The 13,661-nt window shown below is 64.7% G+C and carries 14 protein-coding genes and 1 pseudogene; 6 read left to right on the forward strand and 9 right to left on the reverse strand.

Features of this window, described 5'->3' with window-relative positions; translation table 11 throughout:
* Window positions 1-38: 38 nt before the first annotated feature.
* The 3 genes and pseudogenes from ssuE to PSEST_RS19760 form a co-directional block, all read right to left on the reverse strand.
* Window positions 39-630: pseudogene (gene ssuE, locus PSEST_RS19750) on the reverse strand (NADPH-dependent FMN reductase).
* A 16-nt stretch (window positions 631-646) separates the two neighbouring features.
* Window positions 647-1,285, reverse strand: a complete 639-nt coding sequence (locus PSEST_RS19755; protein ID WP_003284022.1) for a peroxiredoxin — start codon at window positions 1,283-1,285, stop codon at window positions 647-649.
* A gap of 47 nt (window positions 1,286-1,332) precedes the next feature.
* Window positions 1,333-1,908: an RBBP9/YdeN family alpha/beta hydrolase gene (locus tag PSEST_RS19760; protein ID WP_015278693.1), complete on the reverse strand. Its 576-nt coding sequence runs from the start codon at window positions 1,906-1,908 to the stop codon at window positions 1,333-1,335.
* Window positions 1,909-2,165: 257 nt separating this feature from the next.
* Here PSEST_RS19760 and oscA point away from each other — a divergent pair, with 257 nt between their 5' ends.
* From oscA to PSEST_RS19790, 6 genes are all read left to right on the forward strand, one after another.
* On the forward strand, window positions 2,166-2,345 hold the full coding sequence (oscA, locus tag PSEST_RS19765) for a sulfur starvation response protein OscA (protein WP_015278694.1): 180 nt from the start codon (window positions 2,166-2,168) through the stop codon (window positions 2,343-2,345).
* 265 nt (window positions 2,346-2,610) lie between these two features.
* The gene (locus PSEST_RS19770) at window positions 2,611-3,609 is read left to right on the forward strand and encodes a sulfate ABC transporter substrate-binding protein (protein ID WP_015278695.1); all 999 of its coding nucleotides are present in this window, start codon (window positions 2,611-2,613) and stop codon (window positions 3,607-3,609) included.
* A gap of 258 nt (window positions 3,610-3,867) precedes the next feature.
* Complete coding sequence (gene cysT, locus PSEST_RS19775) at window positions 3,868-4,683, forward strand: sulfate ABC transporter permease subunit CysT (protein WP_015278696.1); 816 nt, start codon at window positions 3,868-3,870, stop codon at window positions 4,681-4,683.
* Between the two features lie 13 nt (window positions 4,684-4,696).
* On the forward strand, window positions 4,697-5,572 hold the full coding sequence (gene cysW, locus PSEST_RS19780; RefSeq protein WP_015278697.1) for a sulfate ABC transporter permease subunit CysW: 876 nt from the start codon (window positions 4,697-4,699) through the stop codon (window positions 5,570-5,572).
* Window positions 5,573-5,574: 2 nt separating this feature from the next.
* Window positions 5,575-6,579: a sulfate/molybdate ABC transporter ATP-binding protein gene (locus PSEST_RS19785; RefSeq protein ID WP_015278698.1), complete on the forward strand. Its 1,005-nt coding sequence runs from the start codon at window positions 5,575-5,577 to the stop codon at window positions 6,577-6,579.
* A 106-nt stretch (window positions 6,580-6,685) separates the two neighbouring features.
* Window positions 6,686-7,675, forward strand: coding sequence for a 2-hydroxyacid dehydrogenase (locus tag PSEST_RS19790; protein ID WP_015278699.1), 990 nt, complete (start codon window positions 6,686-6,688; stop codon window positions 7,673-7,675).
* On the opposite strand, the gene PSEST_RS19795 is transcribed toward PSEST_RS19790, so the two are convergent.
* The 6 genes from PSEST_RS19795 to PSEST_RS19820 all read right to left on the reverse strand — a co-directional run bounded on the left by PSEST_RS19795 (window position 7,672) and on the right by PSEST_RS19820 (window position 13,618).
* On the reverse strand, window positions 7,672-8,355 hold the full coding sequence (locus PSEST_RS19795) for a uracil-DNA glycosylase family protein (protein ID WP_015278700.1): 684 nt from the start codon (window positions 8,353-8,355) through the stop codon (window positions 7,672-7,674). The genes PSEST_RS19790 and PSEST_RS19795 overlap by 4 nt on opposite strands.
* Window positions 8,356-8,364: 9 nt before the next feature.
* Window positions 8,365-8,901 carry a DUF3299 domain-containing protein gene (locus PSEST_RS19800; RefSeq protein ID WP_015278701.1) on the reverse strand — a complete coding sequence of 179 codons (537 nt, stop codon included), beginning with the start codon at window positions 8,899-8,901 and terminating at the stop codon, window positions 8,365-8,367.
* Between the two features lie 52 nt (window positions 8,902-8,953).
* A complete protein-coding gene (locus PSEST_RS19805; protein WP_003297756.1) occupies window positions 8,954-9,205 on the reverse strand; it encodes a GlsB/YeaQ/YmgE family stress response membrane protein in 252 nt (83 codons plus the stop codon).
* A gap of 84 nt (window positions 9,206-9,289) precedes the next feature.
* A complete protein-coding gene (locus PSEST_RS19810) occupies window positions 9,290-10,375 on the reverse strand; it encodes a 5-(carboxyamino)imidazole ribonucleotide synthase (RefSeq protein WP_015278702.1) in 1,086 nt (361 codons plus the stop codon).
* 103 nt (window positions 10,376-10,478) lie between these two features.
* Entirely contained in the window at window positions 10,479-10,967 is a 489-nt protein-coding gene (purE, locus tag PSEST_RS19815; RefSeq protein WP_015278703.1) for a 5-(carboxyamino)imidazole ribonucleotide mutase, read from the reverse strand.
* A gap of 158 nt (window positions 10,968-11,125) precedes the next feature.
* Window positions 11,126-13,618, reverse strand: coding sequence for a sensor histidine kinase (locus PSEST_RS19820; RefSeq protein WP_015278704.1), 2,493 nt, complete (start codon window positions 13,616-13,618; stop codon window positions 11,126-11,128).
* Between the last annotated feature and the right edge of the window lie 43 nt (window positions 13,619-13,661).

Below are 13,661 nucleotides of genomic sequence, written 5' to 3' on the forward strand. Positions count from 1 at the left end.
GCGGGGGTGTTGCGTTCAGGGGGCCGGAGCCAGGGTTTTCAGATACTCCAGCGGGCGTTGGCCAGCCGGTCGTTCAACAGCCGCGGATCGAGGGCGCGGACATCGCGCCAGCGCCGCGAGCAGCTGCGACGCGGCGGCTTCGAGGCGCTCACGCAGCTCGTCCTCCAGCCGCGCCGGCTGGTTGCCCTCGGCATAGGCGATCTGCCGGTCCACGGCGTACACGCCCTGCAGGATCTCCTGCGCCTTGAGCGCCGCCAGCACGGGCTTGAGCGCGTAGTCCAGCGCCAGCATGTGCGCCGCGCTGCCACCGCTGGCCAGCGGCAGCACCGCCTTGTTCGCCAGCGCCCGCTCCGGCAGCAGGTCCAGCAGCGTCTTGAGCGCGCCGGCGAACGATGCCTTGTACACCGGCGTGGCCACCAGCAGACCATCGGCCTGCTCGACGTGCTCGGCGAAACGCTGCACCACCGGGCTGTCGAAGCGGGCGTGGATCAGGTCGGCCGGCTCGAAATCGCGTACGGCGTAGCGCACCACCTCCACGCCGTGGCGCTGCAGCCAGTCACCCGCCGCATCCAGCAGCACGCCGGAGCGCGAGCGCTGGCTGGGGCTGCCGGCCAGGGAAACGACCATCATTGGGGGTCATCCTCGCTCAGCGGTTAGGTTGTGGCGTCAGGCGCAGGTACGGCTTGACCGCGCGATAGCCCTTGGGAAAGCGCTGCTTGATTTCCTCCTCGTCCTTGAGCGAGGGCACGATCACCACCTCATCGCCGTCCTGCCAGTTGGCCGGGGTGGCAACCTTGTGGTTGTCGGTCAGCTGCAGCGAATCGATAACCCGCAGGATCTCGTGGAAGTTGCGCCCGGTGCTCGCCGGGTAGGTGATGGTCAGACGCACCTTCTTGTTCGGGTCGATGACGAACAGCGAACGCACCGTCAGGGTGTCGTTGGCGTTCGGGTGGATCAGGTCATACAGCTCGGAGACCTTGCGGTCGGCGTCAGCCAGGATCGGGAAGTTGACGCGGGTGTTCTGCGTCTCGTTGATGTCGTCGATCCACTTGATGTGCGAATCCACCGGGTCCACGGACAAGGCGATGGCCTTGACGTTGCGCTTGGCGAACTCGTCCTTTAGCTTGGCGGTGAAGCCCAGTTCAGTGGTGCACACCGGGGTGAAGTCAGCCGGGTGCGAGAACAGCACACCCCAGCTGTCACCCAGCCACTCGTGGAAGCGGATGCGGCCTTCGCTGGAATCCTGTTCAAAATCGGGCGCGATGTCGCCGAGGCGGATGCTCATCTTCGTTCTCCTGTCTTGCGTGGGTTGCTGCGTTGGTTGATAGCGATTCAGGCGCGCCGTTGCGCCTGTCGCTCGATCCGGCTCTGCAAGCGGTACAGGCTGGCGAAGCCCTGCTCCCAGCGCCGATGTCCGGAGGCCACATTGATATGCCCGGCGCCGGCCAGGATCGTGGTCTCGCTGCCCCAGGCGTGGCCCATCTCGACGGCACGCGCGGCACTGGCGGCAGTGTCGTTGTCCGAGCCGATCAGCAGGCTGGCGAATGGCAAAGGCTGGCGGGGGATCGGCGCGAAGTTGCGCAACGCTTCCGGGCAGCCGCTGCGTTCGACATCCGCGGGTGCCACCAGCAAGGCACCGCGCACCCGTTGCAGCAGCGGCGCAGGCGCCTGCGCCGCCCAGTGCGCAACCGTGATGCAGCCCAGGCTGTGCGCCACCAGAATGACCGGCTCGGCACTGGCAGCGATGCTGCGTTGCAGTTCAGCGACCCAGTCTTCGCGGCGCGGCAGGAGCCAGTCCTGCTGCTCCACCCGTGCGCTGCCCGGCAGGGTTCGATGCCAATGGCTCTGCCAGTGCTCATCGGGCGAGCCGTGCCAGCCCGGCACGATCAGATAACGGATGCTGCGCATATCGGCGCCTCCTGTGATTCATGATGGCCAGTCTAGGCAGACGCAGAGCCAACTGAAAAAGAATAAGAAATTCTTTAGTTATTCTATATCAGCATATAGAGCACGCCTCTCGGCTGCACCCGCTTTATTCCTTAAAGATCTATAAATGTTCTTAAACAATATTTTTAAGAATATTTCGGCTATCCCTATTATCCGCTCCACGCCTTGCTGGCTACGGCCGTTTCGGCCGTCACGAAAGGCTTTCACGGAGAACAGAAATGACCGCGACCATTCGCAACCTCGAGGGGCAGGACGAAGCCAGCATCCTGCGCGAGATCCACAGTGCCTTGCACGGCCTCAAGTTCGGCTCGGTGGAAATCACCGTGCACAACGGCCAGGTGGTGCAGATCGAGCGCAAGGAGAAGTTTCGCCTGCAGCCGACCACCAAGAACGCCTGACTCTACCTACCCCATCCATCAGCCCGACTGGACCACCGGAGGGCGTGACCATGAAACGAGCCGAGACCATGAACACGCACCGGTACTGCAGCTGTCGTCCGCGAATGCGGAGCTAATCGGATCGCTGAAAACCACCTGACACAGGCAATCCACGTAGCAACCAGCTCAGGCTGGCTTCTGCCTCGTCCTGCCTGTCCCCCAGCGTTACTTCAGCGACCGCACCTGAAGCGCCAATACCAAATTTAGTTTTTTCAGGAGCTGCACCATGTCCATTCGTCGCTTCGCCCTCGCCGCCCTGGCGAGCGCGCTGATCGGCAGCCACGCGCTGGCCGCCGACACCCTGCTCAACGTGTCCTACGACCCGACGCGCGAGCTTTATGTGGAATTCAACGCAGCCTTCAACAAGCACTGGCAGGCCCAGGGCCATGAGCCGGTCAAGGTTCAACAGTCCCACGGCGGCTCGGGCAAGCAGGCCCGTGCGGTAATCGATGGCCTGCGTGCCGACGTGGTGACGCTGGCGCTGGCCGGCGACATCGATGAACTGCACCGCCTCGGCAAACTGATCCCCGAGGACTGGCAGACGCGCTTGCCGGACGCCAGCACGCCCTATACCTCGACCATCGTGTTCCTGGTGCGCAAGGGCAACCCGAAGGGCATCAAGGATTGGGATGATCTGGTCAAGCCGGGCGTCGAGGTGATCACGCCGAACCCGAAGACCTCCGGCGGCGCACGCTGGAATTTCCTGGCCGCCTGGGCCTATGCGCAGCAGAAATTCGGCACAGAAGAGCAGGCGCAAGAATTTGTCGGGACGCTGTACAAGAACGTGCCCGTACTGGACACCGGCGCCCGCGGCTCGACCGTCACCTTCGTCAACAACGGCATCGGCGACGTGCTGCTGGCCTGGGAAAACGAAGCCTTCCTGGCCCTGAAGGAACAGGGCGGCGAAAACTTCGAGATCATCGCGCCTTCGCTGTCGATCCTCGCCGAGCCGCCGGTAGCCGTGGTCGACAAGAACGTCGAGCGCAAGGGCACCCGTGAAGTCGCCGAGGCCTACCTGAACTATCTGTACAGCGAGGAAGGCCAGCGCATCGCGGCGAAGAATTTCTACCGGCCGCGCAACGCGAGCGTGGCCGCCGAGTTCAAGGACCAGTTCCCGGCGCTGAAGCTGGTCACCATCGACCGGGACTTCGGCGGCTGGAAGACCGCGCAGCCGAAGTTCTTCAATGATGGCGGGGTTTTCGACCAGATCTACCAGACGCAGTAAGCCGTGGCTTCGTAGGGTGGATCGCGCTTCATCGATCCACCATCGACTCCCGCCAGGGCGCCGCTGGTGGAAGTGAAAAGCGACTTCCACCCTACACGCTTCGCTTCAGCTGACACCTTGCTCGGCAGTTCGTAGGGTGGATCGCGCTTCACCGATCCACCATCGCTCCCACCCGGAGGGCGATGGTGGAAGTGAAAGGCGACTTGCACCCTGCAGGCTGCGCTCGTCACGCCAGTCGCTCGAATAAAGGCAACTTCCATGTCCCGATCTACCTCCGTCATACCCGGCTTCGGGCTGACGCTGGGCTACACCCTGGTGTACCTCAGCCTGTTGGTGCTGATTCCCCTGGGTGCGCTGTTTCTCAAGACCACCGAACTCTCCTGGGCGCAGTTCATCGCCATCGTCAGTGCGCCGCGTGTACTGGCGGCACTGAAGCTGAGCTTCGGCACCGCCTTCGTCGCCGCTGTACTCAACGGCATCATCGGCACGCTGCTGGCCTGGGTGCTGGTGCGCTATCGCTTTGCCGGCCGCAAGATCATCGAGGCGATGATCGACCTGCCCTTCGCCCTGCCCACCGCGGTGGCCGGCATTGCGCTGACCGCGCTGTACGCACCGAACGGGCCGATCGGTCAGTTCGCTACCGACCTGGGCTTCAAGATTGCCTACACCCCGCTGGGCATCACCCTCGCGCTGACCTTCGTCACCCTGCCCTTCGTGGTGCGCACCATCCAGCCGGTGCTGGCCGACATCCCGCGTGAAGTCGAGGAAGCCGCAGCCTGCCTCGGCGCGCGTCCGCTACAGGTGGTTCGTCACGTGCTGCTACCGGCGTTGCTTCCCGCCTGGCTCACCGGCTTCGCGCTGGCCTTTGCTCGCGGGGTCGGCGAGTACGGCTCGGTGATCTTCATCGCCGGCAACATGCCGATGAAGACCGAGATCCTGCCGCTGCTGATCATGGTCAAGCTGGATCAGTACGACTACGCCGGTGCCACGGCCATCGGCGTGCTGATGCTGGTGGTGTCGTTCGTCCTGCTGCTGCTCATCAACCTGCTGCAGCGCCGCATCGCGCGCTCCTGAAGAGGCCACCAACATGACTACCGCTTCCCTATCGGTGACCGCAAACAGCACGGCCAATGCCACACGACGCGGCAACGCCCTTGGCCGTCGGCTATTGATCGTCGCTGCCTGGCTGGTCTTCGCGCTGTTCTTGCTGCTGCCGCTGCTGATCGTCGTCAGCGAGGCATTGAAGCAGGGCTTCGGTACCTTTTTCAGCGCGATCTTCGAGCCCGACGCGTTCGCCGCGCTGAAGCTGACCTTGCTCGCCGTGGGCATCTCGGTGCCGCTGAACCTGGTGTTCGGCGTCGCCGCCGCCTGGTGCGTGAGCAAGTACGAGTTCCGCGGCAAGAGCCTGCTGGTCACGCTGATCGACCTGCCGTTCTCGGTCTCGCCGGTGATCGCCGGGCTGATCTACGTGCTCTTGTTCGGCGCCCAGGGCTATTTCGGCGAATGGCTGAGTGATCGCGACATCCAGATCATCTTCGCCGTGCCCGGCATCGTGCTGGCGACGCTGTTCGTCACCGTGCCCTTCGTCGCCCGCGAGCTGATCCCGCTGATGCAGGAACAGGGCAGCACCGAGGAGGAAGCCGCGCGGCTGCTCGGCGCCAGCGGCTGGCAGATGTTCTGGCATATCACCCTGCCGAACATCAAATGGGGGCTGATCTACGGCGTGGTGCTCTGCACCGCGCGAGCCATGGGCGAGTTCGGCGCGGTGTCGGTGGTCTCCGGGCATATCCGCGGGCTGACCAACACGCTGCCGCTGCACGTCGAGATTCTCTACAACGAATACAACCATGTCGCCGCGTTCAGCGTGGCCAGCCTGCTGCTGGGCCTGGCGCTGGTGATCCTGCTGCTCAAGCAGTGGAGCGAGTCGCGTATCGCCCGCCTGCACGCCAAAGCCGAGGAATGACCATGTCGATCGAAATCAGCCACATCAACAAGCGCTTCGGCCAGTTCCAGGCATTGAACACGATCAACCTGCATATCCAGAGCGGCGAGCTGGTCGCCCTGCTCGGCCCGTCCGGCTGCGGCAAGACCAGCCTGCTGCGCATCATCGCCGGGCTGGAAACGCCGGACAGCGGCAGCATCGTCTTCCATGGCGAAGACGTCTCAAGCCGTGATGTGCGCGACCGCAACGTCGGCTTCGTCTTCCAGCACTACGCGCTGTTCCGCCACATGACGGTATTCGAAAACGTCGCTTTCGGCCTGCGCATGAAGCCGAAAAAGCAGCGGCCGAGCGAAGCGGTAATCGCCGAGAAGGTGCACGAACTGCTCGGCCTGGTGCAGCTCGACTGGCTCGCCGACCGCTATCCCGAGCAGCTCTCCGGCGGCCAGCGCCAGCGCATCGCCCTGGCCCGCGCGCTGGCGGTCGAGCCCAAGGTGCTGCTGCTCGACGAACCCTTCGGTGCGCTGGATGCCAAGGTGCGCAAGGAGCTGCGCCGCTGGCTGGCCCGCCTGCACGAGGACGTGCATCTGACCAGCGTTTTCGTCACCCACGATCAGGAAGAAGCGATGGAAGTCGCCGACCGCATCGTGGTGATGAACAAGGGCGTGATCGAGCAGATCGGCACGCCGGCGGAGGTCTACGCCAACCCGGCCAGCGAGTTCGTCTATGACTTTCTCGGCGACGCCAATCGGCTGCAGCTGGACGATCAGCGCAGCGTGCTGTTCCGCCCGCACGAGGTTGCCCTGAGTCGCGAAGCGGTGGCCGAGCACCTGGCTGGCGAGGTACGCGATATCCGCCCGCTTGGTGCGCTGACCCGGGTCACGCTCAAGGTGGCCGGTCAGGCCGAGCCAATCGAGGCGGAAGTCGGCAACGACCACGCCAGCCTGGTCGGTGTGCAGCGTGGTGCGACGCTGTACTTTCAACCCAAGGGGCAGGCGGTACGACCCGCTGCCGCACAGCAGACCGGCTGATGCGATGCTACACAAGCTGAAACAGGCCGAGCGACGGAAGTTACTTGGCCTTGATGGGCAACTGCCGCACCCTGTCGGCAGTCGTCCTTCCCAGCGAGGCATCCCGATGCGCATCACCCTGTTCAGCAGCAAGGCCTACGACCGCGACAGCTTCCTGGCCGCCAATCAGGCGCATGGCTTCGATCTGCATTTCCTCGAGACGCGCCTCGACCCGGATACCGCCGCCCTGGCGGCGGGCGCCGAGGTGGTCTGTCCGTTCGTCAATGACGTGCTCTCGGCCCCCGTGCTGGAGAGGCTCGCGGCCGGCGGCACGCGGCTGATCGCGCTGCGTTCGGCCGGCTACAACCATGTCGACCTGCCGTGTGCCAAACGCCTCGGCCTGCCGGTGGTGCGGGTGCCCGCCTATTCGCCGCATGCGGTGGCGGAGCACACCGTAGCGTTGATCCTGGCGCTCAATCGGCGCCTGCCACGCGCCTACAACCGTATCCGCGAAGGCAATTTCTCGCTGCAGGGGCTGACCGGTTTCGATCTGGTGGGCAAGCGTGTCGGCGTGGTTGGCAGCGGGCAGATCGGCGCCGTGTTCGCGCGGATCATGCTTGGTTTCGGTTGCGAGGTGCAGCTCTACGACCCCTACCCGAACCCGGAGCTGGAGCGCCTCGGCATGCGTTACGTGGCGCTCGACGAGCTGCTCGCCAGCAGTGATATCGTCAGCCTGCACTGCCCTCTCACCGCGCAGACCCACCATCTGATCAATCAGCAAAGCCTGGCGACCATGAAACCACGCGCCATGCTGATCAACACCGGCCGCGGCGCGCTGATCGACACACCAGCACTGATCGGCGCGCTGAAAAGCGGCCAGCTCGGCTATCTGGGTCTGGATGTCTACGAGGAAGAAGCCGGGCTGTTCTTCGAGGATCACTCCGGCCTGCCGCTGCAGGACGACGTGCTGGCGCGGCTCCTGTCGTTCCCCAACGTGATCGTCACCGCGCACCAGGCGTTTCTTACCGAGGAGGCACTATCCGCCATCGCTGGGACCACGCTGGGCAACGTCGCGGCCTGGCAGGCCGGGCAGACCAGCAATCAGGTCAGCGACTAAGGTTTTAGCTGCCCGTCGAGTTGGCACAGGCGCGCCTCGAGCAGTGCGGGGAAGCGCTTGAACCAGGTCTGGTTCAATGGCGAGGGATGCGGCAGCGGGTGCAAGGTGAAGCTTCGCGCATGGCCTTGCGCGTCCTGCAGCTCGACATCGAGGCTGGCCGTGAAGCGATCCTCACGCTGCCAGAAAGCCTCCAGGCGCCGGCGCTCCGCGGGCGGCTGGTCGATGCCGAACCAGAGAAATGCCTCGCGGCCGAGCGTGACGATCTGGCGGCCGTGCCAGCTATCCACCAGCAGCTGACGCACCAGCGGATGGAAACGGCGCTTCACCGCCATCGACCAGGCCTTGTTACCAACCGGCTTGTACGGCACGGTGTTGATCCAGAAGTAGTGCCGGCCCAGCGCCCGTCCGGCCGCGAAGTCCGGCATCTCCTCGCCATGCAGATGGCGATAGAGCACGCGCCGGACGATCTGCCCGCCAGCGCCGATGAAGGGCTCGCCATGGCGGACCTCCTCGCGGCCTGGGTCACGACCGAAAAAGCAGAGCGGCGCATCGGCATCGCCAAGCCCGATGATTGGCTCCAGTGGATCACGCTCGAATGCCTGATAGATCGGCAGATCGATGCCATCGGTGTGCGCGGCGAGCTCGCGCAGCGCCTGGCGTATCTCGGTCGGTAGCGTCATCGCTGCGGCTCAGAAGTCGCTTTCGTCGACCAGCTCGACTGCCGCGGCTTCCAGCGCATAGGCGGCATCGGCCATATCGTTGCTGACCGGCTCGATGTTCAGGCGACCGTCAACCCACAGCGGCGCGTAGATGTCCTCCAAGGCGATGCCCTTCGGGTAGCGCACCAGCACGATCTGATTCGGCGGCGGCGGCGGTACGTGGATGCAGGCCCCCGGATACGGCACCAGGAAGAATTCAGTACTGCGCCCGCGCTCGTCGCTCTCCAGCGGCACCGGATAGCCACCGAGGCGGATCTCGCGGCCGTTCAGCTCAGCGACGGTCTTGGCGGAGTACATCACCGCCGGCAACCCGGCCTCCTGCTTGAGCCCTCCCTGGTCGCTGAAGCCCAGATCCTCGGGCGTCGCGTGGTCGATCTCGGGCATTTCCTCCAGCGCCTGGCGATCCTCGGGCGGCATCAGTTCGAGCCAGTCGAGCTCCGCCGGTGCGGCATGAACGGTGGACGCGAATGCAAGACAGCAGAACAGTGAAAGGAGGGATTTGCGCATAGGGCAACTACATGAGAGAGAACGGGGCCGCCGGGCGCGGCCCCGCGGTGCATCAATGCTTGCGACTGGTGACCATGCCGTAGATGACCAGCAGGATGATCGCACCGACCACGGCGCCGATAAAGCCTGCGCCCTCACCCGCCTGGTAGAGGCCGAGCGCCTGGCCACCGTAGGTCGCCAGCAGCGAGCCGCCGATACCCAGCAGGATGGTCATGATCCAGCCCATGCTGTCGTCGCCGGGTTTCAGGAAGCGTGCGATCAGGCCGACGATCAAGCCGATGATGATGGTGCCGATGATGCCCATGGATAATCTCCTCAGGTCCGAAAGGTGGGTAACCAATGGACCCGAGGGCTCTGCGGCGGTTCGCCGAAGCCTGACGGCCGGGCGTCAGGAATGCGGGATCAGCGTCTCGACCGCGGTGATCTGACGGTCCAGCGTGGCGCGGTCAGGGCAGCGCAAGGTCGCGTGGCCGACCTTGCGTCCGGCCTTGAAGGCCTTGCCGTAGTGGTGCAGGTGGCAGTCCTGAATGGCGATCACCTTCTCCACCGGCGGCACTTCACCGATGAAGTTGAGCATCGCGCTTTCGCCCAGCTTGGCAGTCGAGCCCAGCGGCAGACCGGCGACGGCACGCAAGTGGTTCTCGAACTGGCTGCACTCGGCGCCTTCGATGGTCCAGTGCCCGGAGTTGTGCACGCGCGGCGCGATCTCGTTGGCCTTCAGGCCACCATCGACTTCGAAGAACTCGAAGGCCAGCACGCCGACATAGTCGAGTTGCTTGAGCACGCGACCGACGTAGTCCTCGGCCAGCGCCTGCAGCGGATGGTTGCTGCTGGCAACCGACAGCCGCAGGATGCCGCTCTCGTGGCTGTTGTGTACCAGCGGATAGAAGCAGGTCTCGCCATCACGCCCGCGCACGGCGATCAGCGAGACTTCGCCGGTGAAGGGTACGAAGCCCTCGAGGATGCACGGCACGCTACCCAGCTCGGCGAAGGCGTTGCTCACATCGGCCGGCTTGCGCAGCAGCTTCTGGCCCTTGCCGTCGTAACCCAGGGTGCGGGTCTTGAGCACGGCTGGCAGGCCGATGCTGGCCACCGCGGCGTCGAGGTCGGCCTGGGACTGGATATCGGCGAACTCCGGGGTGGGAATGCCGAGCTCCTTGAACATGGATTTCTCGAACCAGCGATCACGGGCGATGCGCAGCGATTCGGCGCTCGGGTAGACCGGCACGAACTGCGAGAGAAAGGCCACCGTCTCGGCCGGCACGCTCTCGAACTCGAAGGTCACCAGATCCACTTCATCGGCCAGCCGGCGCAGGTGATCCTTGTCGTCATAGTCGGCGCGGATGTGCTCGCCGAGGGCCTGGGCGCAGGCATCCGGGGCCGGGTCGAGGAAGGCGAAGTTCATGCCCAGCGGGGTGCCCGCCAGCGCCAGCATGCGGCCGAGCTGGCCGCCACCGATCACACCAATTTTCATATCAACGGCCCTTCAGTAGGCGGCAGATCAAGCGCGCGCGTTACGGCGCAGGAAAGCAAGTTTATACCCGCCAGCCGCGTCGCCGGGACTGGCGAAGGGCGGCTCAGAGGCGCGGGTCTGGGCAGTCCAGTACAGTCTGGGTCTGCTCGTCGCGGAATTTCTTCAACGCCTGGTGATACTCAGGGAATTCATGCCCGATGATGCTTGCCGACAGCAGCGCGGCGTTGATCGCGCCGGCCTTGCCGATGGCCAGCGTGGCAACCGGAACACCAGCCGGCATCTGCACGATCGACAAGAGCGAATCGACACCGGAGAGCATCGACGACTGCACCGGCACGCCAAGCACCGGCAGGTGCGTCTTGGCCGCGCACATGCCCGGCAGGTGGGCAGCGCCGCCGGCGCCGGCGATGATCACACGCAGGCCGCGGGCTTCGGCCTGTTCGGCGTACTGGAAGAGCAGGTCCGGGGTGCGGTGGGCGGAAACCACCGTCACTTCGTGGGGGATGCCCAGCTTTTCCAGCATATCGGCGGTGTGGCTCAGGGTGGACCAGTCGGACTTGGAGCCCATGATCACGCCTACCAGTGCGCTCATCGTCGTGCCTCTCATCGGGCGCCCGCGGGCGCGTCAAGAACAACAAACCACGCAAAAGAGCGTGGCCTGGATGGTCGGCAAACGGCCTCGGCCGCTCGCGCGAAAGCCGCGCAGTATAGCGCAAGGCGTGACCGGCCAGTACCCCAGCAGTCGGGCCGCTACTGCGGTTGCAGTGGCGCCACCCGCGGCAGCTCGATCCAGAAACGGCTGCCCACGCCCGGTTCGCTGTGCAGCCCCAGCTGACCGTTCATCAGCCGGGCGAACTCCAGGCACAGCGACAGACCGATACCGGTGCCCTGGATCATGCTGTTCTCGCGCCCGAGCCGCTGGAACGGCTCGAACACCTGCGCCTGCTGCGCCTGATCGATGCCCAGGCCGGTGTCCTCGACCAGGATGCGCACATGACCGGGGCTGGTTTCGGCGCGCAGGCTGATGTGGCCGTTGGGTACGTTGTATTTCATCGCGTTGGACAGCAAGTTCAGCAGCACCTGGCGCAGGCGCCGCGGTTCGGCGAGCACCAGCAGGCCGTCGTCCGGCAGGCTCAGATCGAGTTGCAGGCCCCGCTGCTGCACTTCCAGCGCGATCAGCTCGGCGCATTCGCGCATCAGGCTGCACACATCCACCGGCTGCAGTTCCAGCTGTGGGCGCTCTTTCTGCAGACTGGACCATTCGAGGATCTCGCCCAGCAGCTGGTTGAGATGACGGCTGGCCAGAAGGATTTCATCAAGGTACTCGGCCGCTTCGGACTGACTGCTGTCATCACAGTCCATGCGCATCAGCTGGGCGAAGCCGAGGATCGCATTGAGCGGCGTGCGCAACTCGTGGCTGATACCCGAGAGCAGGCGTCCCTTCGCTTCACTGGCAGCCTGGGCCTGCAGCGTTGCCGCGCGCAATTCGGCCTCGACGCGCTTGAGCGCATCGATATCCACATGAGTGCCGGCCAGCACCCGCGCCATGCCGGTTTCTGGGTCCTGCTCCAGAACGCGGCCACGGCTGAGCAGCCAGTGGTACTCGCCTAGCGCATCGGCAAAACGGTATTCAGCTTCGTAGCGCTGCTGCAGACCCTGCTGTATCCGCTCAACCTGCGCCACCGCCTGGGGTAGGTCGTCCGGATGGATGCGCTGGCGGAACTCGCGGTCGCTGAGCTGGCCGGTGGGCAGACCGAAGCGGCCCAGCATGCTGCCTCGCACGCGCAGCGTGTGATTGGGAATATCGTATTCCCAGAGACTCTCGGTCGCGCTCTCCAGCACCAGCTCCAGCCGCCGTTGCGCTTCCCAGCGCTCGGACTCACTGTGGGACAGACGGCTGCCGATGTCCTGAGTGTGGCGAGACATCTCGTCGAGCTCGCGGATCTGCGCACGCACCGGCTCTGGACGCCAGCGGCCCAAGCCGATATCGCCGAGCATCCGCGAGATGCCGGCGATAGGCGCCAGCAGTGCCTGGCTAAGCTGCCGCGCGCGCAGCCACATGACGGCAAAGAAGCCGATGTAGAACAGCACCAGGCCGGCGATCAGCAGATAACCGATTTGCTGGTAGCGGCTGGCCAGGATATTGGTCTGACGAAACACCGCCGTTTCGTCCACCACCGCCAGCAGATGCCAGCCGGTCTGCGCCACGGTGGTCCAGGCCACCAGCTGCGGGCGGCCACCGAGCATCACCTGTTGCACGCCGTTGCTGGTGCTGGAAATGGCGGCGGCCAGTTCCGCGGTTTCAGCCCGGCTGTCGAGCTGGAAATCTTCCGGCTTGAACATCTCGCTGCGGATCGCCTGCTGGTAGGAATGATCGGTCAGCTCGGCGAGGCCGAAATCATCCTCGCCCGGCTCCGGCAGCGCCATGATCGTCAGGTCATCGCTGACCAGCATGGCATAGCCACCCCAGGGCACCTGCAGCTGACCGATCTGATCGAGGATGACGCTGACGGTGATGTCGATACCGACCACCCCTTCGAGGAAGTCATCACGGTAGACCGGCGCAATCGCCGACATCATCCAGCCATGACCGGCCGGATCGAGGTAGACATCGGTCCACACCACGCCGCGTGACGGGTTGTGCTCGGCGTCAGCCAGGTAATAGAAGTTGTACCGAGGAATATCCATATCCGCCGGGTACTGATCGAGGGTGAAGAACCATGGATAGATGTGGTTGAAGCTGTCCCAGCTGTTGAAATACAGGCTGGCAATCAACGGATTGCGCGCCTCGATCTCCTTCATCAACGGCTCCAGCTGGCGCAGCCTGGCGATCTTCTGCAGATCATGCTGCTCAGCCGGCGTCGCACCGGAGTAGAACACCGCTGCGCCGCCATCGTCGTCGGGGCTGTAGCGCACGCCGTCGGCGCTCAGTGCCAGCTCCGGCAGCGCGACCGGGTCGCCACCCTGCAGCGCCTGAGCAGTGAGGTTGCGATACAGCTGGGTCAGCGAGCCGACCTGGGCAAGCTGCTCGCTGATCAGGCGCGACTCCAGGCTGGCCGAGGCCTGCAGGTCATTGAGCGCGGTCTGGCGTAGATGGTCGATCTGCGCGTCGCGGATCGCGCCGTTGGTCAGCAGATAGATCGCGATCAGCGCGGTTTCCACCAAGACCAGCGGAATCAGCGCGCTGCGAACGAAGGCTCGCCAGATCCATTGACGCAAGCCGATTGGTTTTGGGATGGGCACGATCGGGCTCCAGCAACCGCGCAAGGCACGCCATCAGCAGTAG

The organism is Stutzerimonas stutzeri RCH2 (assembly GCF_000327065.1).
Classification (GTDB): Bacteria; Pseudomonadota; Gammaproteobacteria; order Pseudomonadales; family Pseudomonadaceae; genus Stutzerimonas; species Stutzerimonas stutzeri_AE.